Genomic DNA, 21,187 nt, shown 5'->3' on the forward strand with positions numbered 1-21,187 from the left:
ATGTTTGATGGAATTATGCTGGGCTTGTCGACCGTACTCGACTGGAACAATTTATTGTATGTAATAGTGGGTTGTTTTGTTGGTACCTTTATCGGCATGCTTCCGGGGCTTGGGCCAATTACTGCTATTGCGTTAATGATCCCAATTACTTATAGCATCGGTGCCGATTCAGGGATGATTCTGATGGCGGGGGTGTATTACGGTGCAATTTTTGGCGGTTCAACATCATCTATTTTAATTAATGCCCCTGGGGTGGCGGGTACAGTTGCGTCCTCCTTTGATGGCTATCCGCTGGCTAAACAAGGTCATGCTGGCAAAGCATTGGCGATAGCCGCTTACTCCTCCTTTATCGGCGGAACCATAGGCGCAATTTTATTGATGGTTGCAGCCCCCTTGTTGGCAAAAGTATCGCTGAGTTTTCAATCTCCAGATTACGTTGTACTGATGTTTTTAGGTTTAACAGCGATCGCGGCGTTTTCTAATAAAGGGCAATTTTTAAAAGCCATGATGATGACAGTATTTGGCTTAATGCTCGCGACTGTGGGGATTGATCCATCATCTGGTACTGAGCGTTTTACGTTAGGCCAAGCTGACTTACTTGATGGCATTAGCTTTTTATTAGTGGCAATGGCTACTTTTGCACTGGCTGAGGCGCTTATTAATGTAGTGCGTCCAGAGAAAAAAGAAACTAAGAGTATTAATGATTCAGACACACCGCAAATCGGTTCAACTAAATTGACCAAAGAAGAGATCAAAGACATTGCGCCAGTTATTGGCCGCTCGTCTATACTTGGTTTTATTGTTGGCGTATTGCCGGGTGCAGGTGCCACTATCGCTAGCTTTATGGCGTATGCGACGGAACGTAACTTAGCGCCTAAAGGCTTAAAAGAAAAGTTTGGTAAAGGTTCATTACGAGGCTTGGCAGCACCGGAGTCAGCGAACAATGCTGCATGTACCGGTTCATTTGTACCATTATTGACATTAGGTATTCCAGGCTCGGGTACTACGGCTATTATGTTAGGTGCCTTAATTGCTTACGGTATTCAGCCAGGTCCAATGCTGATGCAAGAAAACCCAAGTGTATTTTGGGCGGTTATCGTTAGCATGTACTTTGGTAACATCGTATTGCTGATTTTGAATCTTCCTTTGATACCATATTTTGCAAAAGTATTAGCGATGCCAAAATCAGTATTAACGATAATGATTTTGTTCTTCAGCTTAATTGGTGTGTATTTAGTTTCCTTTAATACCTTTGATTTATTTATGATGGTTGGCTTTGCTGTGGTGGCGTTGGTATTACGATTACTGGCTTTCCCAATGGCACCATTACTATTAGGCTTTATTTTAGGCGACATGATTGAGCGTAACTTCCGTCGTTCAATGATGATCTCGGATGGTTCATTAAGCTTCTTATGGGAACGCCCACTAACATTGAGCATTTTTATTATCTCAATATTAGTGTTGTTATTTCCATTAAAAGACTTTATAACCCAACGCCGGGCAGATAAAGCGGCGCTTAAAGTGAAGCAAGAGCATGCATAATTGAGGTAAAAAATGAGCTACACCAAGACGCAAAATCCGCTGCAAAACATAGTTAAAAAGCCTAAGCGTTTAGAAACGCGGTTAATAATTTGGGTTACAGGGCTGTGTGTATTACAAGCGGTGTTATTTGGCGGTTTGGTGTATCGAATTACCGCACAAAGTTTGCATGATCACATTGGTGACAAAGCACTCGCTGTGGCGACGAGTATTGCATCAAGCGATGATGTCGTTAAAGCTTTAAAGAACCCTAGTAACTTGGTGGCAATCAACCAAGAAATAGAAAATCTGCGCCAGCTAACTGGCGCAGATTTTATTGTTATTGGTGATAAAAATGCGCATCGAATCGTCCATCCAGATAGCAATAAACTCGGTAAAAAAATGGTTGGCGGTGATAGCCAAGACGCGTTACACGGCGAGCGTTATATTTCGGTGGCGCAGGGCAGCTTAGGTAAATCCATTCGCGGTAAAGTGCCGGTATACGATGAGCAACAAAATATTATTGGTTTGGTCTCGGTCGGTTTTTTAGTGCAATCGGTTGAGCCGTTGATCCGTGAGCGGATTGTTGAAATTATGATTTGGGGTTTGTTGTTAGTTGCTTTGAGTATTATTGCCGCTATCTTTATTGGTCAGCGAGTAAGAAATGCCATCTTTGGTTTGCAACCAGATGAAATAGCGAGGTTGTTTTCAGAGCAGGACGCTATTTTAAATACCATGCGTAGCGGTGTTATTGCACTTGATCCCGACGGACGAGTACGCAAACTGACTCAGCGTGCTTGTGAAATTTTAGATAAACCAGTCGCCTGTATTAATCAGTCATTAACTCTGAAAGATTTACTGCCAGAGCATGCTGAGTTTTTATTACGAAATCAGCGTCGTAAAATGGTTGGCTTTGAGTTGTTTGCTGCGGATAAACGTTTGGTGTTGTCGCGTTTTTCATTGCAAGTGCAAGGGCAGGCGGATGGTATTTTACTCACTCTGCGCCCAGCTGATGAGCTTGAATACTTGAGCCAGCAACTTACTAAAGTACAAGCATTTGCCGAGTTGTTAAGGGTGCAAACCCATGACTATTCGAATAAGCTAAATCTAATTGGGGCGCTTATTCAAATGGGTAAAAATGAGCAAGCAATCGAATTGATCGGCCAAGAAAGCCAAGGTTCACAAGCACAGATCCACCATTTATTAGAACGTATTCAAGATCCTGTGTTAGCCGGTTTGCTGGTGGGTAAATACCATAAAGCCCGCGAGTTAAACGTAGTATTGGAATTAAACCCAGAAAGTTTACTTGGTGCCATCGCACGTACTGAAATGTTAGAACGAGTAGTATCAATCTTGGGCAACTTAATTGATAACGCCATTGATGCGGCGATCAGAGCCAGTAAAGATCGAGAACCTCATGTACGAGTCACGGTTGATGAAACGAGTAAGACATTATTGTTTGATGTCGAAGACAGTGGTTTTGGCTTGGGTAACGACCATGAAGTGATATTTACCCCACAATACAGTTCAAAAGCAGGGGCAGAGCATGGCATTGGTTTATATTTAGTGAAAACTAATTTAGATTCGTGTGGTGGTAGTTTAGAAATTGGTGAGTCAGATTTAAAAGGCGCGCGATTAAGCGTCTATATTCCTAAATAACCCTAAGGTAATTTAGGCTAATAAGCAGTGGCCAAGCAAACAACAATAAAAGTAAATGGGCTAACATTGCAACGCTAAAATGAGTAATAAAAAATGACATATTCAGTAGTTATCATCGAAGATGAGCTCGAAGTTGCACAACTTCTTGCTCAATACCTGCTTTTACCGAATGGGGTTGCGGGGAACCAAACTGCCCGACAAAGCTTGCGTCAAGGTCAGTATCAAGTAGTTGGTATTGCAGCAAACTTAAGTACAGCTACCGCGCTATTACAGGCGATAGAGCCCGATTTGATCTTGCTTGACATCCATCTACCAGATGGCAATGGCCTTGAGTTATTAACAGACTTGCGTCGGCGCTCAATTAAAAGCGAAGTGATGCTACTGACTGCCGCCAAAGAAGTCGAAACTCTTGAAAAGGCAATGCAGTTAGGGGCGTGTGATTTTTTGGTTAAACCTTTGATGCTTAATCGACTTGATCAGGCGTTAGCGCGATTTGAGTCACGCCAGCAGTGTTTGTCTGATGCTAACGAGGTGACCCAATCTATGGTCGACACTTTATTTGGCTCAAGCGAACAAAGTAAAGCACCGGTTAGACTGCCGAAAGGGGTTGATCAGCTTACTTTAAAAAAGATTATTGATGCATTTAAAGAGCACAAAAAAACGCCTTTTACAGCACAGCAAATGGGCGATCTTGTAGGAGTAAGTCGCTCAACTGCACGCCGTTACTTAGAATATTTACTAGAGGCAGAGCAAGTCAGTGCCGACCAAAGCTATGGCAGCATAGGTCGGCCAGAGCGCTGTTATAAAATGGCTTAGTTATCTGGCAAAGCGCTTAAGTCTACCTCAGGCGCTTGACCAACTGGGCGTTCAAATTCACTGTGTAATTTAGTTGGGCCTGTAAAAAAGCCAGTGTTGCGTAAGTAAAAACCTGCGTTTTCAGTGCCTCCTTGATAATCCATTCTTGATTGCTTGGCAGCCGTTGCATCATAAGTAAATTGTGCTTTATCAAGCGAGTGCCATTGGCCTTGAGTATCTCTGAGCCACTGATTTCTGTATAGCGCTTTGCGCTCGAATTGCCCTGCATCAGGGATGAAGTTTTCTAAGAAGCTGTGTGGCCTTGCCACATATGTATCTGTACTAGGGCGTCTAAATGAAGCAATGAACAGCCACTTTGCGGCGATAGGGTCATAAAAATATGCGCTGTAGTCGGTATGATTAGCAAGGTTTTCAGTCGGATTTACTTTCAATAAAAAGCGGTAGGTTTGTTCTGCTTGCCAAGGGAATACTAAATAGCTTTGCCCGCCAGAACCTTCATTACCAAACTTACCGGTATACACATCATGCCCTTTAGCTAATTGCTGAATACGCATTTCCACAGGAATAGCAGCTGGATCATCGGTCTGAAAAGGACTCCATACTGAAAATAATACACGGCGTTCAGTGTCAGAGTTTACTTGCATACCAAAGTAACCCTCAGCAAAACCATTGGCCATAAAATACGAGCCTTGATGATCATACCCTTGTGGTACGCTCAGCTCTGAATAGAACCATTGATAGTTTTTAGTCTTGTCAGGTATGGGATAGTTTAAATGCACGGAAGGCCCGCGACGACCCCAATAAATATCATCTTTTACATATAAAGGCGCCGCCGACTCTTTATCTAGCGTGACAATAAGACCTTGAATATCAGCAAAGGTGTCAGCTGTTTTAGCGATACCGGTAAGTTGCAATTGTTGGTATCCGATTTGATCTGGCAGAAATTCGCCAAGATCGATATCTTGAAATTGCTGATTAGTGAGCGTAATTAACTGACTCTGTTGATTAAAGTCGACTTTAAGCTGGCTGCGATCGCCTGCAACTTTTGCGCGCAACTTTAAATTAAAAGCCGCTTTTGTTGGCAGGTAAAAGTAGTGATTAACTGGTATTGCAGAGTCTTGCCAGTGCGTGATCCCCACATCACTAATCAGTTTTTTATTTGCTGCGATACTATGGCTAGTAGCACTATTGCCATAACTGGGAATAAAGTAATCCGTGGTTTGGTTTGCCACTGCAAATGGCGAAAATGAAGTCCATAATAATGAACCAATAAATAGTAAAACTCTCATAGTGAGCTCCATAAAAAGCGCCGACAAACGGCGCTAATATAAGAGGGTATACCCAAGCCTCCTCAAGATGTGAATTCTGCATCTTGAGGTGGTTTGGGTATAAGCTTAAAATGATGCTGAAAAGCCAAGGCTAATCGAGCGACCATAGCGCGCTAAGCGACGAATTTGTTCTTCTGTTTTTACGTATGACCACTGTCTTTCATTGGTTAAGTTGGTTACGCTTAAATCAACTCGCACTTTCTCAGTGATATTGTAACTGGCACTGAAATCGTATTGGCCGTAGTCTGCCGCCCATTCTGGTCCGCCCCATGCATCAGGATAGACTAAGTAGTCGTCGCGCCAGTTATAAGCAATACGGGTTTGATAATCACCTTTTTCATAATAAATAACCGCGTTATACGAGTGCTCAGACATCCCCACAAATGGCAGATCATTTAGCTCTTCGTCGTCATAGCTGCTGTCTGTGAAAGTATAGTTTATTTGTACACCCAGGCCATCGAATGGTGCTGGAAGTATTTCGTCAAAAGACTGCTGATAAGCTGTTTCAAAGCCTAAAATTGTTGCGCCTTTTTCCGATGTAGGTGAGATTTTTGTAAAAACTGGGCCTTCTACAGCCACTCCATCTTTAAAATAATTACCCACTTGCGCAGTGCCTACTCGGCCGCGGGCAATCACTGATTCGATGTCTTTATAGTAGGCTGCAAAGGTTAGTGCACCATAGTCAGAGAAATACCATTCAATCGTCGTATCTATTTGATTGGCTCTTAGTGGCTTAATACCCGGGTTTGAGGCATGGTATTCGGCATTATTAAAATCTAAGTAGCTATAAGGCGATAGATAATCTAAGTTTGGGCGTGTGATTACTTTAGCCGCACTAAAACGATAGAGTAAGTCATCACGTAGATGCAATTTAAAGTTTAAGCTCGGTAGTACGTCGGTGTAGCTTTCTTCAGTGGTGGAGCGGGTGTAATAATCTTCAATTTCACCCTCAACGCGATAGCTTAATGCGCCATCTTTTTCGGTTATATTGTAACGAACATTATCAACATCAAAGATGTAACCATCTGATGTGACATCGGTTTGTATTACACGGACGCCCATGTTTAGTGCAAAAGGCAGTTTAGCAATATCGCCTTGTAGATTTGCTTCAACAAAAGCCGCTAAGGTCTGCTCAGTAAGGGCGAATGAATCCTTTGGGCTGTTCTTTGCGACAATTTTATCTTGCGCCGCTTGTGGATTAATTGATTCATAAAAAGCATACAGTTTGTCGTAATTAAAGCTTGCCCATGGATCCGGATGTTTACCAGGCTCACCATCTAAGAAGTTATCAAAGTTAGCTGGCACGAGTACATCTGCTGGTAAACGAAATAGGTTTAAGCCGCCTAGCTCTTCAACACTTGAGTCGTCAAAACTGTCGTATTCTGAGTTTTTAAAATAAGCGCCACCATTACTGAACATTGATGCATTTTTTGATTTATAAACACTGCGTTCTTTGGTTTGTTTGCCGTAATGAACGCCAAATTGAATATCTTTCACTAGTTCAAAAGAGGGAATATAGGTTGCTGCTAAGCGCACCTCTTCTATTTGGTCTTTCACATCGGTGCCTGAATTGTAGCTGTAATGCGCACCAAAAGGTTGTTCTGCACTCAGTGCTGGGGTCATGGTCACATCTGGCAGCATATTACTACCGGTTTGGTCGATAGTGATACCATCAACAAAACCACGTGCAACAATAAAACGATTGTTACCATTGCTGACATTTTTAGCTTGTGACTGTGAAATATCTAAATCAACCGTTAAGCTCTCAGTGGCATACCAAACCGTATTAAAACCCCATTGCCAAGTATCTGTATTACGTGGCACAGACACATTTAACAGCTCAGCCATTGCGCCATCAACTAGTTCTACATAATTAGCATTACCATCTTCATTGAACTTTACTTCACCGATAGCGGGGATCCCCGGTGTCCAAGATTCATCATAGGTTACAAATGAAATTTGATATTGCTCACCATTGGTTTCGTATTGTGAGTACATGCTGTCAAAGTTAACATCTATACTATCTGACGGGCGCCATTGCAGCGCTAAGCTTGCACCCAGTCGCTCACGCGTATCCTGCCAATTTGAATAACGTACGTAGCCTGGAATAATCGATGGGTATGATTGCTCATTATCTTCAAGCTTGCCGTTACCGTTACTATCGATTGGGATACGTACATCAACATTCTCGTCTGGATCATAAAAACCTTCACCTTCATAAGAGTCTTCACGCTGTGTACGTTCAGAATATACCGCTGTAAACAGCGCTCCAAAGGTATTATCAAAAAAGGTATCACTAATTAAAAACGAAGCTTGTGGATTGGTGTCGCCAGTACGTTCTTCATAAATGCCTTTGGCACTGCCTGATAAAGTGAAACCATCTAAATCCAAAGGTTTGCGGGTTTTGATATTGATAACTGAGCCAATGCCGCCTTCTTGTGTTTTACTTTGTGGGGATTTGTATACTTCGAGGGATTGGACTATTTCGGGGGCGATTAAGTCAAAATTAAAGTTACGGCTAGAATGCTCTGATGCCATGCGTCGGCCATTAACGGTGGTAACGTTGTAGTCACCACCTAAACCTCGCACGGTAACATTTTGGCCCTCGCCGCCGTTACGCGTAATTGCAATCCCCGTCATCCGTTGCAATGCCTCGGCAATGTTTTGGTCGGGAAACTTACCGATATCTTCAGCAACGATAGCATCCATAACCCCCACAGCTTGTTGTTTTAAATACAGGGATTCTTTAATACTCGAGCGAACACCTCTAACTTCAATTACTTCGACTTGCTCTGCTTCGGCTTCTTTTTCTTTTTTTTTGTCTTCATCAGCTGCCAGCGAGGTGCCACTGAAGATGGCGCTCATAGACAAAAACAGTGTGGACAGTTTTAGTTGTGCTTTCATAATAGTTACCTGTATTTTACTTGTTGATGGTTGTTTTTTTATTGAGTTATTGCCACGCGTGTTGAGTGTATTTTTCTCCAACACGCGTGAGGTTAATTACGAAATAATGCCAAGTGGTTTTGCTTGCTGCCAAAGACCACGGGTGAAATCTGGGAAGTCTTTGCTGTTACTTCTATCGGCTACAGAATCAACAGATAGCGGGAAAACAGCTGACCATGCGGCTGCGTCATACACATCTTGATCAAGTGGTTCGCCATTGCGTAGGCAAAAAATAATCCGCCAAAACATCAAGAAGTCCATGCCACCATGGCCGCCGTTGCGTTCAGCCTCAGCGCCCATTTTTTGCCAGAGCGGATGATCGTATTTGTTATACCAATCAGCCATGTCGTAATCCCACTCGTGATAGCTTTTACTGCCACCTTGCTCAAGTGCGATCCTATTTGGAAAGCCAGCAAACACACCGTTAGTGCCTTGAATTAAGTTATGACGAGAATAAGGACGTGGGGTGGTGGTATCGTGTTGCACCATAATGCTGCGACCTTTAACCGTTTTAATAATGCTGGTATTCATATCACCCGCAATATAGTTAAGTTTGTTGCGGCTATGATCTGCGGGGAATTCTTTTTTAGCGTAGGCTGCACGGCCTAATGATGGCGAGCTCATCGAGCTTATATAGTCAAAACGATCGCCACGATTGATATTCATGTATTGTGAAACAGGGCCTAAGCCATGAGTTGGGTATAAATTACCATTAACCGCTGCATGCCATGGTGTACGCCAAGAACCTGTTTTATGGTCAATTTCTTTCATTTGCCAGCGTAGCTCATGGATATATGCTGCTTCACCATGCAACAATTCACCAAAAACGCCTTGGCGAACCATATTAAGAACCATTAATTCGTCGCGTCCGTAGCAAACATTTTCCAACATCATGCAGTTTTTTTGAGTTCGCTCAGAGGTGTTTACTAGTTGCCATGCCTCTTCTACAGTCACTGCTGCTGGTACTTCAACAAAAGCATGCTTGCCGCTTTCCATGGTATCGACAGCCATCGGCGTATGCCACTGCCATGGTGTTGAAATAATAACAATATCAATATCTTGGCGTTCTAGCATGCGACGGTAATCGTGATCGTTTTTGCCATAGGTATCTGGTTTTTTAAAACCTTTATCAACGACAATCTTCACGGCCCTGTCTACAACGGCCTGATGGGTATCGCAAATTGCTTTAATTTCAACGCCATCGAGATGACAAAAATGCTTAACAGCACCAACACCACGTTCACCCACGCCAATAAAGCCAACCCTTACTACGTCCATTTTTGGCACTGTTAAGCCAAGGGTTGAACGTCCTTGTTGTGCGGTTCTTAATATTGATTTGGAATTGGTGGTAGAGGTACAACCCAAAGCCGCGCTGGTTGCTGCAATTGCGGCCATTGATTGTAAAAATCGTCTACGGTTGAGATCGCCCATAACATTGCCCTTATTGTTTATTATTTGTAAATTTGTTTTCGCAGGCTTTTATTTGTACACACAATGAAATGTCAATGCAAGATAAAAATCTTTCATTTGCTTTCGTTTTGGTGGTGTTGTTTTTTATTTTTTATTTTAAAGTCTTTATTTACAATGGTTTAATTTAACTTTTTAATGTTTAAAGATAAATGTAAAAAAATTGAATTGAAAGTAAACGAAAGCTGCGTACAATGAATGAAAGTTAACAATGAAAGAGAGCGGGCATGCTTAACACTATCGAAAGGCGTCATGAGATTGTGCAATTGGTCTACAAACAAGAGCGGGTGCAGGTTCCTGAGTTAGCTCAGTTGTTTGGTGTTTCAACGGTAACTATCCGTAACGACTTAAATGAGTTGGATGAAAAAGGATTGTTGGTACGCTCCCGTGGTGGTGCAGTTGCCAGTAATCGCTTAACTCAAGAATTATCATTAAAAGAAAAACACGATGCAAATCGCGGTATTAAAGAGCGCTTAGGTAAATTTGCAGCGAGTCTAATTAAGGATGGTGAATCGATTATTTTAGACTCAGGGACAACAACTGAAGAAGTCGCTAAAAATCTAACCAGCCACCACGGCGTAGTTGTGATGACCAATGGCTTAAATGTGGCGCACTCACTACTTAATGCGCCATCGGTTGAAGTGTTAATGACTGGTGGCACGCTACGTAAAAAATCACTGTCATTTTATGGCCGCCAAGCTGAACAGCACTTACAACAATATCACTTTGATAAGTTAATTTTGGGTGTTGATGGCTTTGAAAAAGATATTGGTATTACAACGCACTTTGAGCTTGAAGCTCTGCTAAATCGGGTGATGTGTGAAGTATCGCGAGAGATCATAGTAGTAACAGATTCTAGTAAATTTAATCGTAAAGGCGTGCATAAAATTATTGCCGCCAGTGAAATAAACGTACTGGTTACAGACAGTGGAATTCCAGCAGAGATAAAAACCGCGCTCGAAGATGCAGGTGTGCGGTTACATATTCTCGATCTTTAACTTTCATAACTAAACAAAGATTATCTAACGAAGAGGCTTGCAATGACGATATTACAGCAATTAATCGCAGCGAATAAACGCGGCGAAAAACAGGGTATTTATGCCGTTTGTTCCGCTCATCCATTGGTGCTAGAAGCTGCCATATTGCAAGCCAAACAAGATAATAGTTATTTATTAATCGAAGCAACCGCTAATCAGGTCAATCAGTTTGGTGGTTATACGGGTATGTTACCTGCTGATTTTATGGCATTTATTGAGCAGCTTGCGACAAAGCAAGAGTTTGCAATTGATAAGCTGATCCTTGGCGGTGACCATTTAGGCCCTGTGTGTTGGTGTGATGAAAGCGCTGAATCGGCGATGCAAAAAGCTGAGCAGTTGATCGCCAGTTATGTTGGTGCAGGATTCAAAAAAATTCACTTAGACACCAGTATGCGCTGCGCCGATGATGAATTAATTTTAGCTGATGAAACAGTTGCAACACGTGCGGCGCAGTTGTGTGCAGTGGCTGAACAAACAGCATTAGATACCTTTGGCCGCAGTGACTTAGTCTATGTTATTGGTACTGAGGTGCCGCCGCCCGGTGGTGCCGATGAGCAAATAGATACGCTTGCAGTCACAGAAACTGACCATGTTGCTAGTACATTGGCATTGCATCACGATGCATTTTTACAGCAGGGGTTATCATCGGCATGGCAGCGAGTAGTTGGCTTGGTTGTACAGCCAGGTGTGGAATTCGATAACACGCAAGTATTTGATTATGATAGCGCTAAAGCGCAACGGCTAAAGCAATATATAAAGGCCGTTGATGGCATTGCCTTTGAAGCACATTCAACTGATTATCAAACGCCCATTGCGTATCAACAATTAGTAAATGATCATTTTGCGATTTTAAAAGTGGGCCCAGAGCTTACCTTTGCTTTGCGTGAGGCATTATTTGCATTAAGCCATATTGAAGATGCGCTAATAGACACCGAGCAATGTTCACATATACGCACTGTTATTGATGCCGATATGCAGCAGTTTCCGAAAAATTGGCAGCGTTTTTATCAAGTTGATAAATCAGTGCAGCAGCTTTATCGTCGCTTTAGTTTTAGTGATCGAATCCGTTATTACTGGGGACAACAAGGCAATCAAGCTGCCGTTGATAAGCTATTTTGTAATTTACAAGAACAACCGATACCACTGCCGTTACTAAGCCAATATATGCCATTGCAGTATCTTGCAGTGCGAAATAACACCCTGCAAAACAGCCCTAAATCTTTGGTACTTCATCACATAATGCAAGTAACCAGTCGCTACGCAGATGCGTGTTTTAAACAACAATAGACGTAAGTGAGGTAGTAATGTCTAGTTATTTAGCAATTGATGAAACCCTTTTAGAAGCTAAAAATAGTTTATGGACTGCAAAAGAAATTATGCAGCAGCCCGATTGTTGGCGAGCAACGCTCAGTATTGTAAAAGCTGCGCGAGCGCAGCTAGATAGTTGGCTTGCAGGCGTATTAGATAAGCCAAATGCGCAAATAATTTTTACCGGTGCCGGTACCTCAGCTTATGTTGGTGAGGCGGTTGTTGGTTATTTGAATCAACAATTGGATATTGCTTGTCGAAGTGTTAGTAGCACAGAGCTTGTTGCCTGCCCAGAGCAGTATTTACAGCCAAATAAGTCAACTTTATTAGTGTCATTTGCACGCTCGGGCAATAGTCCTGAAAGTGTTGCCGCTGTTGATGTAGTGAATAACTATGTAAAACACTGCGCGCATCTATTTATTACTTGTAACCCTGATGGAGCACTGCATAAACAAGCAGCGCAAGATGAAAACTATTTCTCGTTATTGATGCCTACGCAAACACTTGATCACAGCTTCGCTATGACCAGTAGTTTTACCTCAATGTTGGTGGCAAGTGTGGCAATATTTAGTGATGCAGATAACGCTGTTTTAACTATTGCAGAAGCGGTTGAAAAAAATATTGCTGGTAAATTAGCTGAACTAAAAACATTGGCTGAACTGCCTATGCATCGCTTAGTGTATTTAGGCGCAGGATCCTTAAAAGGCTATGCGCAAGAATCAGCATTAAAATTATTAGAATTAAGTGCGGGTCAAGTTATGGGGTATTTTGAATCCCCGCTTGGTTTTCGTCACGGCCCAAAATCATTGGTTGATGATAAAACTTTAATTGTTTTATTTGGCTCAACTAATACCTATACCAAGCAGTACGATATTGATTTGTTGAATGAGTTACGTCGCGATAATAAAGCTATTGATGTTCACGCCTTGACGCTGCCAGATGACGCGGTGATGCAGCAATTAGACGATGTATTTAATGGCTTATATTATATGGTCTGCGCGCAAATAATGTCGTTCTATAAAGCGTGGCAACTAGGCATTACAGTAGATAACCCATGCCCAACTGGTGAAGTAAACAGAGTGGTGCAAGGGGTGACGATTTACCCGCTAAAACAAGGTGATATTAATGACTAAGCAGTATATTTATGGCATTGATATTGGCGGTAGTAAAATTGAACTTGCTGTATTTGACGCTTCATTAAAGCAACTTGAATCATGGCGCATTGCGACTCCGCAAAATAGTTATCAAGACTTTCTAAATGCGTTAGTAGGTATGATTTTAAGTGCCGATCATAAATATCAATGTCACGGTGCGGTCGGTATTGGTATGCCTGGCATTGTTAATGCGAACCAACAAGTACTGTCGGCTAACGTGCCTCATGCGACCGGTAAAAATGCCGCGCAAGATTTAGCTCAGTTAATAAATCGCCCGGTTGCGATCGAAAACGATTGCCGCTGTTTTGCACTCTCAGAAGCGCGCAGCAGCGTTGGTTTGCAACATACCCGGGTGTTCGGTGCAATTCTTGGTACTGGTGCGGGTGGTGGGCTGTGTATTGATGGTCAATTGTATAAAAGCGCCCAAGGAATTGCAGGTGAATACGGTCATTACGCACTTTCTGCAGTGTTACAGCAGAAGTACCAGTTACCTATTTTAAAATGTGGCTGTGGTTTAACAGGGTGCATTGAAAGTTATATTGCAGGCCCTGGCTTGGCGAGAATTTACCAGCACTTTTCTGGCGAAGTATTAACTACTTTTGAAATTGTTGAAGGGTTGAGAAAAGGCGACGTATTTTGCCAACAAAGCTTTGCCTGTTATTTGGATTTAATTGGCAGTACTTTTGCGGCAATTATTATGGCCTATGACCCTGAGGTGATTGTAGTTGGTGGGGGTATGTCTTTAGTTGATGAACTAATGAGCAAGCTTGAAGAGGCAATCGTACCGTATGTATTTGCTGATATTCGGGTGCCAAAAATAGTGCTTGCTGAATTTGGCGATGCCAGTGGCGCTCGCGGTGCCGCTATTTTGGCCAAAGAACAAGTGGGAGCGCTGGCATGATTGGATCCGTGTTTTACGTCAAAGCTGATGTAATTTATTGTCAAGAACGAGTACTTAAAAATCACTTCATGTTAGTTGAAAATGGCATTATTAGTCATTTTACGCAAAACCCTACAGCCGGTGTGCCTATTGATGATTATGGTAATGCTGCAATTATTCCAGGCTTAATTGATTTACACATTCATGGTCGCGAAGGTTGTGATGTGATTGATTGTAAAATGAGTAGTATTGAAACGATTTCATGCTCACTTGCAGAGCATGGAGTAACAGGCTTTTTAGCAACGACAGTGACCACCGATTGGCAACAAACACTTAATGCTATGAGTGTAATTGGTCAGGCATACACGCAGCAACCTAGCGGTGCTCAGGTGCTAGGTGGCTATAGTGAGGGCCTGTTTTTCAGTGAAGTTCATAAAGGCGCGCACAATCAAGATTACTTTTTAGAGCTATCGCAGTCGCATCTAGAAGCGATGATTAATGCAGCCACGGGTAGCTTAAAAGTGGTTGCGTTGGCGCCAGAAAAGCCAGGCGCAAATGTATTAATTGAATACCTGACAGCGCAAGGAATTAGGGTAATGCTTGGTCACTGTGATGCCAATTATGAACAAACTCAAAGCGCGCTTGAGCATGGCGCATGCGGTGGGGTGCATGTTTTTAATGGGATGCGTGGCATTCATCATCGTGATCCAGGTTGTGCCGGCGCGGTATTGATGAATGATGACGCACTTGTTGAAGTGATTGCAGATGGTGTACATCTTCATCCTACAATTTTAAAGCTGATCTATAAGCTAAAAGGTCCACAAAAAATCGCTTTGATCAGTGATTGTATCAATGCCGGTGGACTAAATGATGGTGAGTATAAATTGGGTAAAATGGATGTTGTTGTGCAACAAGGTGTGGCGAGAACTGCCTCCGGCTCGTTAGCTGGCAGCACTTTAACGCTTGAGCAAGCAGTTAAAAATATGCATCAATTAGGCAGTGTTGAGCTACGTGAGGCGATAAATATGGCCAGCATTGTGCCCGCGCAATTTCTTAATATTGCCAGCCAAGTTGGTTCTTTAGCGGAAGGTAAGCATGCGAATTTTGCTATTTTAAACAGCGATTTTAGTATTCAGGCGACCTATGTGAAGGGTCAGCGGTGCTTTTTTAAAAGTGCATAAAATGGCTAAAGCGCTCGGCTTTAGTGTGGCTATGCGCTTCAAAACCCATAGAAAGTAAAATATTATAAAATTGATTGCATTTTAAGCGACATGTATGGTGATGTTCGCTATAAGTAATGCTATACTCCCGCCGAATAATTTTTCGACTTTATTAAGAGTAAAATAATGGCAGATTTATCGAAGTACAGAAACATTGGTATTTTCGCGCACGTTGATGCGGGTAAAACCACGACTACTGAGCGTATCCTAAAGCTTACTGGTCAAATCCATAAAACTGGTGAGGTTCATGATGGTGAATCAACAACTGACTTCATGGAACAAGAAGCTGAGCGCGGTATTACTATCCAGTCTGCGGCTGTAAGCTGTTTCTGGAAAGATCACCGTTTTAACGTTATCGATACTCCTGGACACGTTGACTTCACAGTTGAAGTATACCGTTCATTAAAAGTACTTGATGGCGGCATCGGTGTATTCTGTGGTTCTGGTGGTGTTGAGCCACAATCAGAAACTAACTGGCGTTATGCTAACGAATCAGAAGTTGCACGTGTTATTTTCGTAAATAAATTAGACCGTATGGGTGCTGATTTTTACCGTGTAACAGAGCAAGTACGTAAAGTACTTGGCGCAAACCCACTAATCATGACGTTACCAATCGGTATCGAAGATGAGTTCTGTGGTGTTGTTGATGTTTTAACTAAAAAAGCATACATCTGGGACGAAACTGGTCTTCCAGAGAACTACACGATCGAAGACGTTCCAGCTGACATGGTAGACAAAACTGAAGAATACTATGAAATGCTAGTTGAAACTGCTCTAGAGCAAGACGACGAACTTCTTGAAGCGTATATGGAAGGTGAAGCGCCTTCTTTAGAAGATATCAAGCGTTGTATCCGTAAAGGTACTCGTGACCTTGCTTTCTTCCCTACATACTGTGGTTCTGCTTTCAAGAACAAAGGTATGCAATTAGTACTTGACGCTGTTGTTGACTACTTACCATCTCCTACAGAAGTTGATCCTCAACCTCTTATGGATGAAGAAGGTAACGAAAATGGTCAATTCGCAATCGTATCTACTGACGAACCATTCAAAGCGTTAGCGTTTAAGATCATGGATGACCGTTTTGGTGCATTAACTTTCGTACGTATTTACTCAGGTAAACTTAATAAGGGTGACACTATCCTTAACGCGTTTACTGGTAAAACTGAGCGTGTTGGCCGTATGGTTGAGATGCAAGCAGACGACCGTAATGAATTAACTAGCGCACAAGCTGGTGACATCATTGCAATCGTAGGTATGAAAAACGTGCAAACTGGTCACACTCTTTGTGATCCTAAGCACCCAGTAACACTTGAGCCAATGGTATTCCCAACTCCAGTAATCTCGATTGCTGTACAGCCTAAAGATAAAGGCGGTAATGAGAAAATGGGTGTTGCTATCGGTAAAATGGTTGCAGAAGATCCATCTTTCCAAGTTGAGACTGATGAAGATTCAGGCGAAACTATCCTTAAAGGTATGGGTGAGCTTCACTTAGATATCAAAGTTGATATCCTTAAGCGTACTTACGGCGTAGATCTTATCGTTGGTCAACCACAGGTTGCTTACCGTGAAACTATCACTCGTGAAATCGAAGATAGCTACACGCATAAGAAACAATCAGGTGGTTCTGGTCAGTTCGGTAAAATCGACTACCGCATCAAGCCAGGCGAAGTTGCTTCAGGCTTCACGTTTAAATCATCAGTTGTTGGTGGTAACGTACCTAAAGAATTCTGGCCTGCAGTTGAGAAAGGCTTCAAGTCAATGATGAGCGAAGGTGTGCTAGCTGGCTTCCCAGTGCTTGACGTTGAAGTTGAACTTTTCGACGGTGGCTTCCATGCCGTGGATTCATCTGCAATCGCATTCGAAATCGCTGCTAAAGGCGCTTTCCGTCAATCGATCCCTAAAGCGGGCGCACAACTTCTTGAGCCAATCATGAAAGTTGACGTGTTCACTCCAGAAGATCACGTTGGTGATGTAATCGGTGACCTTAACCGTCGTCGTGGTATGATGAAAGACCAAGAAGCTGGTTTAACAGGCGTTCGTATTAAAGCTGACGTTCCGTTATCAGAAATGTTCGGTTACATCGGTTCATTACGTACAATGACATCAGGTCGTGGTCAGTTCTCTATGGAGTTCTCACACTATGCACCATGTCCACAAAACGTAGCTGAAACTGTAATCGCTGCAGAAAAAGAGAAAAAAGCTGCTAAGTAATTAGCCTTTAAACTCTTAAAAAAACCCGCACTTGTTGCGGGTTTTTTATTGCCAGAAATATTATCCCTCCAACAATCGAATACTTTTTTGTTGTTATGCTAGCAATGAGTCGTTAGCACTCTTAGTCGCTATTGAAGCAAAGAGTCAAATAATCAACTATTTATTACTGCAGCTTAAACGTTATTCCACTCATAAGCTGTAGTTTAAAAGCTGGCTGTCTTACTAATTAAACTAGTTATTTATAACTAGGTAAAAAGTAGTGCAATTACTTGAATCTTAGTTACTAATACAGGTAGAATACCCGCTTATGCCACCCATATACGCATATTAGAGAAATGGAAGTCTCTCGAATAAAGAGACATATATGTGTACTTTTTAGGACGTTTATATGAATTCAATTAAATTGAGCCCAAACTGGCTGTTGCAGTTAGTTATGATACTAACCCTTTGTGCTGTTGCTTTTTTGCTAACAATCATCTTTGCTGTAAATCAGACTTTTTTAGCCCTAATTATTGTTCCTGTTATATTTATTATCTCAATTTTGAGCATCATCAATTTACGCTTTTTGCATTGTTATAAAGCGGGCATTTATTACTCTCAGGGGTTAGGTAAAAAATATATTAATGCAGATGAAATTATTGATATTCAATTTAACTCATTAAAATTACTGACTGTATTATCGGTTTCTTTAGAAGATAGCAAAGTAATCCACTTTTATAATTGGCAGTTTGATGATCAAGCTCAGCAGTCAATTATGTATTGGTATAGTAAGAAGAATAGCTGTAATAATTCACAGCATACCCAATGTAATGCATAAAAAAGGCCGCAGTTTAGCGGCCTTTTTACTAATCTGAACTCTGCTGAATAAACTTATTACAAGCAGAGTTTAGTTTATGCTACGCTTTTTTACGGCGTAGGAATGTTAGTGGTAACGCCAGTAACGTTAACCAAAATAATGAACCTGAGTCATCGTCTTCGTCATCAGTCTCATCATTAGCGATATTAATGTAAACGAGCTGCGCATTTGATAAATTACCAGCACTGTCTTTTGCTTGTACCATTAATGTGATTTTTCTTTCAAACTCATAGTCTAAATCACCAGCAACGATTAGTTGCCCTTGCTCATTTATAGTTACTGCATCGTGGCCAGATACAATGAAGCCAATAACGGGTGTGTACTGTGCATCGGCATCACTAAAACTCAATTGACCAATGACAGTGCCAATTGGACTATTTTCACTGATGCTAAAACTCTGCTCAGGCTCTAGAACTGGAGCTTGTGGCTCAGGAATTGGCTCTACAGCAGGGGCAGATTGAATATCAATAATTACAGGATCATGATCAGAGGCACGATAAGCACTCTCTGAATACAAGCTAGCAACTTGAGAATCAGATTTAAACTCTACGTTATAATCCAGACTGATCGGCTCATCAGCATTGATATGCCAATCTGTCGCTGCAACAACCTTCGCGAGTAAGCTTGGGCTGGCAACTGCATGATCTAGGCTGCCCATACGTCCAGAAAAACTATATGAATAGCCAAGAGTGTTACCATCTAATTCTGCAACGACATTTTTAAATCCTTTGTCTGCAAATGCACGTATTGGATCTTCCATCGCATAGGCATTCATATCACCTACTAATATGATGTCCTCATCGTCTATGCCTGTTGGCTTGCTATCAAGCCAGTCTGCAAAGCCATTAGCACCAGCAACGCGGATCTCATTCCAACATGCTTGCCCATCACCTAAATCGGCATTGTTGCCATCGGCACTGCCACAGCTACCTTTGGATTTTAAATGTGCTACAGCAACAGTAAATACTTCTTCTGATTCAAGTGATTTGAAGCTTTGTGCGATAGGTGTACGGTTACTATAGTCAAATGGATATTGGGTTGTGATAGCTGCGGTGCCAACTTGTGCGACTTTATTTGCACGGTAGATAAGTGCGGTGGTAATTTCATCAGTACCAATTTTATCTACGTTAAAATTAACAAAGGCGTATTCATTATTGCTATCTTCATCGTTTAACGCATTAACTAGACTAGCAATAGCGCTATTTGCACCGAAACCATCGTTTTCGATTTCCATTAAGCCGATAACATCAGCTTCTATAGCAACAAGTGCACTGACAATTTTCGCTTGTTGGCGAATAAATTCAGCTTCACTATCAGCGCCACGACTGGTTGGGAAACCAGCACCTTGACCATCACCATTAAAGTAGTTAAGGACATTAAAACTTGCAATTCGAATATCTGCATCAGCGTGCAGTTCTGGCGCATTTGTACGTGGGTTAGTTGCAACAAAAGTTGGTTGTACTGTTGGGTGAATACGATAGCGATCAAAGCTGTAACCCATTACACCAGTGATTCCGTTTACAGAATCACCTAAACGTAATGTGTTATAAGCGTCTAAGCCAGTACCAGGGTAAGAAACTGGGTCAAGGTTTTGCTTCGTTGAACCATCATCAAGTAAGATTTGTTTTTTTATGTTTTCGGCTTCAACAGCGTTAGCAGCATCACCAGGAAGGGCTATTTGTGTACCTTGATATAAGCGTTCTGTGGCAAGACCTACTTCACCATAACGGCCTAAACCATAGTTGTTGCTAACAACCAGCGGTTGCTCTAGTGAAACCAGCATGCCTTCATAAGCTTCTAAATCGGTTACATTATTAACAGGGAGAGTGATACTTGTTGCTGTTGGCGTTAAGCCTGTAGCACATACTTCTACTTGACTAACATCACCAATTTGGGTGGCATTAAAGTATTCTGCGACACTGCCTTTAACTCGCACGTGATCACCAACATTGACATCGGTATTAGCAAAATAAACAAAGATACCTTCAGAAGTAAGTGGGTTTGTATCAATATCTGCATCAAGTGATGTAATAAAGAAGCCACTTAATTGCTCACTACCTTGAAAATCAGCAGTTACTACGCCTTCCAGCTCAATTTCTGTGTTTAATAGAGGGCTATCACCACCTTCACCTTGTACTGCGCTGATAAGTGTTTTAGCTGCGCCGCATTCTAATGGAATAACTGGTTCTGGATCTGGGGTTGGCTCAGTACTCTCACCATGAAAACCGAGCCCTGAAAAGTCATCTTTATCAAATTGTAGCCATTGTTCACTTGGATCAAATGACGCAGTAGCATCGCTGCGACCTGCAGTAATACTTAGCTTGCGACGTAAGCTTTTGTCCTTGGTGCTAACACCTCCGGCTGACCATTCGCTACCAGGGTCAACGCCTAACTGACCAAAGCTATCAACAATAGTGCCGTCTTTCGTAAGTACCAATGCATCATCACCATTGAAATAAGTAACGGTTGCTTCAATATCAGCTTTAGCTTTAAGCTCGTCTACAGAGCCTGCATTTACGATTACATAGGTGCCATTGGCGGCTAAGCTACCGGATAGAGCAAGTGTATTATTTGGAGCTGTCAGGTCGCCATTGCCATTGGCGAAAAGTGAGATGTTATAGCCATCAAGCGATAGTGTTTCGCCAGAGGTATTAAAAAGCTCAATTGCTTTATTGTTACTACCACCTTCAACATATTCTGAAATTATTAAATTAGCAGAAGCTGGTGCACTGAGGCTTGCAATTACAAGCGCCAATGGCGTTATTTTTGTTTTAAACATTATTATTTTTT

14 protein-coding genes are annotated in these 21,187 nt (G+C 42.0%); 10 read left to right on the forward strand and 4 right to left on the reverse strand.

Features of this window, described 5'->3' with window-relative positions; all coding sequences use genetic code 11:
* The 3 genes from H5162_RS06900 to H5162_RS06910 all read left to right on the forward strand — a co-directional run bounded on the left by H5162_RS06900 (window position 1) and on the right by H5162_RS06910 (window position 3,993).
* Window positions 1–1,542 (forward strand): tripartite tricarboxylate transporter permease, encoded by a 1,542-nt coding sequence (locus H5162_RS06900; RefSeq protein ID WP_145240095.1) that lies wholly within the window; start codon window positions 1–3, stop codon window positions 1,540–1,542.
* Between the two features lie 12 nt (window positions 1,543–1,554).
* The gene (locus H5162_RS06905) at window positions 1,555–3,177 is read left to right on the forward strand and encodes a sensor histidine kinase (protein WP_182778038.1); all 1,623 of its coding nucleotides are present in this window, start codon (window positions 1,555–1,557) and stop codon (window positions 3,175–3,177) included.
* Between the two features lie 93 nt (window positions 3,178–3,270).
* Complete coding sequence (locus H5162_RS06910) at window positions 3,271–3,993, forward strand: response regulator (RefSeq protein ID WP_149982231.1); 723 nt, start codon at window positions 3,271–3,273, stop codon at window positions 3,991–3,993.
* Here H5162_RS06910 and H5162_RS06915 read toward each other — a convergent pair.
* The 3 genes from H5162_RS06915 to H5162_RS06925 form a co-directional block, all read right to left on the reverse strand.
* Window positions 3,990–5,282 carry a DUF3472 domain-containing protein gene (locus H5162_RS06915; protein ID WP_182778040.1) on the reverse strand — a complete coding sequence of 431 codons (1,293 nt, stop codon included), beginning with the start codon at window positions 5,280–5,282 and terminating at the stop codon, window positions 3,990–3,992. The genes H5162_RS06910 and H5162_RS06915 overlap by 4 nt on opposite strands.
* Before the next feature lie 105 nt (window positions 5,283–5,387).
* Window positions 5,388–8,225 carry a TonB-dependent receptor gene (locus H5162_RS06920; RefSeq protein WP_145240087.1) on the reverse strand — a complete coding sequence of 946 codons (2,838 nt, stop codon included), beginning with the start codon at window positions 8,223–8,225 and terminating at the stop codon, window positions 5,388–5,390.
* Between the two features lie 96 nt (window positions 8,226–8,321).
* Window positions 8,322–9,695 carry a Gfo/Idh/MocA family protein gene (locus tag H5162_RS06925; RefSeq protein WP_182730721.1) on the reverse strand — a complete coding sequence of 458 codons (1,374 nt, stop codon included), beginning with the start codon at window positions 9,693–9,695 and terminating at the stop codon, window positions 8,322–8,324.
* A gap of 263 nt (window positions 9,696–9,958) precedes the next feature.
* Here H5162_RS06925 and agaR point away from each other — a divergent pair, with 263 nt between their 5' ends.
* The 7 genes from agaR (at window position 9,959) to H5162_RS06960 (ending at window position 18,358) form a co-directional block, all read left to right on the forward strand.
* On the forward strand, window positions 9,959–10,729 hold the full coding sequence (gene agaR / locus H5162_RS06930) for a transcriptional repressor AgaR (protein ID WP_145240083.1): 771 nt from the start codon (window positions 9,959–9,961) through the stop codon (window positions 10,727–10,729).
* Between the two features lie 42 nt (window positions 10,730–10,771).
* A complete protein-coding gene (locus tag H5162_RS06935) occupies window positions 10,772–12,055 on the forward strand; it encodes a D-tagatose-bisphosphate aldolase, class II, non-catalytic subunit (RefSeq protein WP_182778042.1) in 1,284 nt (427 codons plus the stop codon).
* A gap of 17 nt (window positions 12,056–12,072) precedes the next feature.
* Window positions 12,073–13,209, forward strand: coding sequence for an SIS domain-containing protein (locus H5162_RS06940; protein WP_182759940.1), 1,137 nt, complete (start codon window positions 12,073–12,075; stop codon window positions 13,207–13,209).
* Window positions 13,202–14,131, forward strand: a complete 930-nt coding sequence (locus tag H5162_RS06945; RefSeq protein ID WP_145240076.1) for an ROK family protein — start codon at window positions 13,202–13,204, stop codon at window positions 14,129–14,131. The genes H5162_RS06940 and H5162_RS06945 overlap by 8 nt, the downstream gene beginning before the upstream one ends.
* On the forward strand, window positions 14,128–15,291 hold the full coding sequence (gene nagA / locus H5162_RS06950) for an N-acetylglucosamine-6-phosphate deacetylase (protein ID WP_145240074.1): 1,164 nt from the start codon (window positions 14,128–14,130) through the stop codon (window positions 15,289–15,291). Before H5162_RS06945 ends, nagA begins: the two co-directional genes overlap by 4 nt.
* A 165-nt stretch (window positions 15,292–15,456) precedes the next feature.
* Window positions 15,457–17,541, forward strand: a complete 2,085-nt coding sequence (gene fusA, locus H5162_RS06955) for an elongation factor G (RefSeq protein WP_145240072.1) — start codon at window positions 15,457–15,459, stop codon at window positions 17,539–17,541.
* A gap of 388 nt (window positions 17,542–17,929) precedes the next feature.
* The gene (locus tag H5162_RS06960) at window positions 17,930–18,358 is read left to right on the forward strand and encodes a hypothetical protein (protein WP_145240070.1); all 429 of its coding nucleotides are present in this window, start codon (window positions 17,930–17,932) and stop codon (window positions 18,356–18,358) included.
* A gap of 79 nt (window positions 18,359–18,437) precedes the next feature.
* Here the strand turns inward: H5162_RS06960 and H5162_RS06965 are convergent, their stop codons facing one another.
* Complete coding sequence (locus tag H5162_RS06965) at window positions 18,438–21,176, reverse strand: ExeM/NucH family extracellular endonuclease (RefSeq protein WP_182778044.1); 2,739 nt, start codon at window positions 21,174–21,176, stop codon at window positions 18,438–18,440.
* Window positions 21,177–21,187: the final 11 nt, after the last annotated feature.

The sequence above is a fragment of the Pseudoalteromonas sp. SR41-8 genome (assembly GCF_014163915.1).
In the GTDB taxonomy this organism is placed as follows: Bacteria; Pseudomonadota; Gammaproteobacteria; order Enterobacterales; family Alteromonadaceae; genus Pseudoalteromonas; species Pseudoalteromonas rhizosphaerae.

Excerpts from the sequence above, each read along its gene's own strand:
- H5162_RS06900 (WP_145240095.1), top strand. The coding sequence starts at position 1 with ATGTTTGATGGAATTATGCTGGGCTTGTCGACCGTACTCGACTGGAAC.
- H5162_RS06905 (WP_182778038.1), top strand. The coding sequence starts at position 1,555 with ATGAGCTACACCAAGACGCAAAATCCGCTGCAAAACATAGTTAAAAAG.
- H5162_RS06910 (WP_149982231.1), top strand. The coding sequence starts at position 3,271 with ATGACATATTCAGTAGTTATCATCGAAGATGAGCTCGAAGTTGCACAA.
- H5162_RS06915 (WP_182778040.1), bottom strand. The coding sequence starts at position 5,282 with ATGAGAGTTTTACTATTTATTGGTTCATTATTATGGACTTCATTTTCG.
- H5162_RS06920 (WP_145240087.1), bottom strand. The coding sequence starts at position 8,225 with ATGAAAGCACAACTAAAACTGTCCACACTGTTTTTGTCTATGAGCGCC.
- H5162_RS06925 (WP_182730721.1), bottom strand. The coding sequence starts at position 9,695 with ATGGGCGATCTCAACCGTAGACGATTTTTACAATCAATGGCCGCAATT.
- agaR (WP_145240083.1), top strand. The coding sequence starts at position 9,959 with ATGCTTAACACTATCGAAAGGCGTCATGAGATTGTGCAATTGGTCTAC.
- H5162_RS06935 (WP_182778042.1), top strand. The coding sequence starts at position 10,772 with ATGACGATATTACAGCAATTAATCGCAGCGAATAAACGCGGCGAAAAA.
- H5162_RS06940 (WP_182759940.1), top strand. The coding sequence starts at position 12,073 with ATGTCTAGTTATTTAGCAATTGATGAAACCCTTTTAGAAGCTAAAAAT.
- H5162_RS06945 (WP_145240076.1), top strand. The coding sequence starts at position 13,202 with ATGACTAAGCAGTATATTTATGGCATTGATATTGGCGGTAGTAAAATT.
- nagA (WP_145240074.1), top strand. The coding sequence starts at position 14,128 with ATGATTGGATCCGTGTTTTACGTCAAAGCTGATGTAATTTATTGTCAA.
- fusA (WP_145240072.1), top strand. The coding sequence starts at position 15,457 with ATGGCAGATTTATCGAAGTACAGAAACATTGGTATTTTCGCGCACGTT.
- H5162_RS06960 (WP_145240070.1), top strand. The coding sequence starts at position 17,930 with ATGAATTCAATTAAATTGAGCCCAAACTGGCTGTTGCAGTTAGTTATG.
- H5162_RS06965 (WP_182778044.1), bottom strand. The coding sequence starts at position 21,176 with ATGTTTAAAACAAAAATAACGCCATTGGCGCTTGTAATTGCAAGCCTC.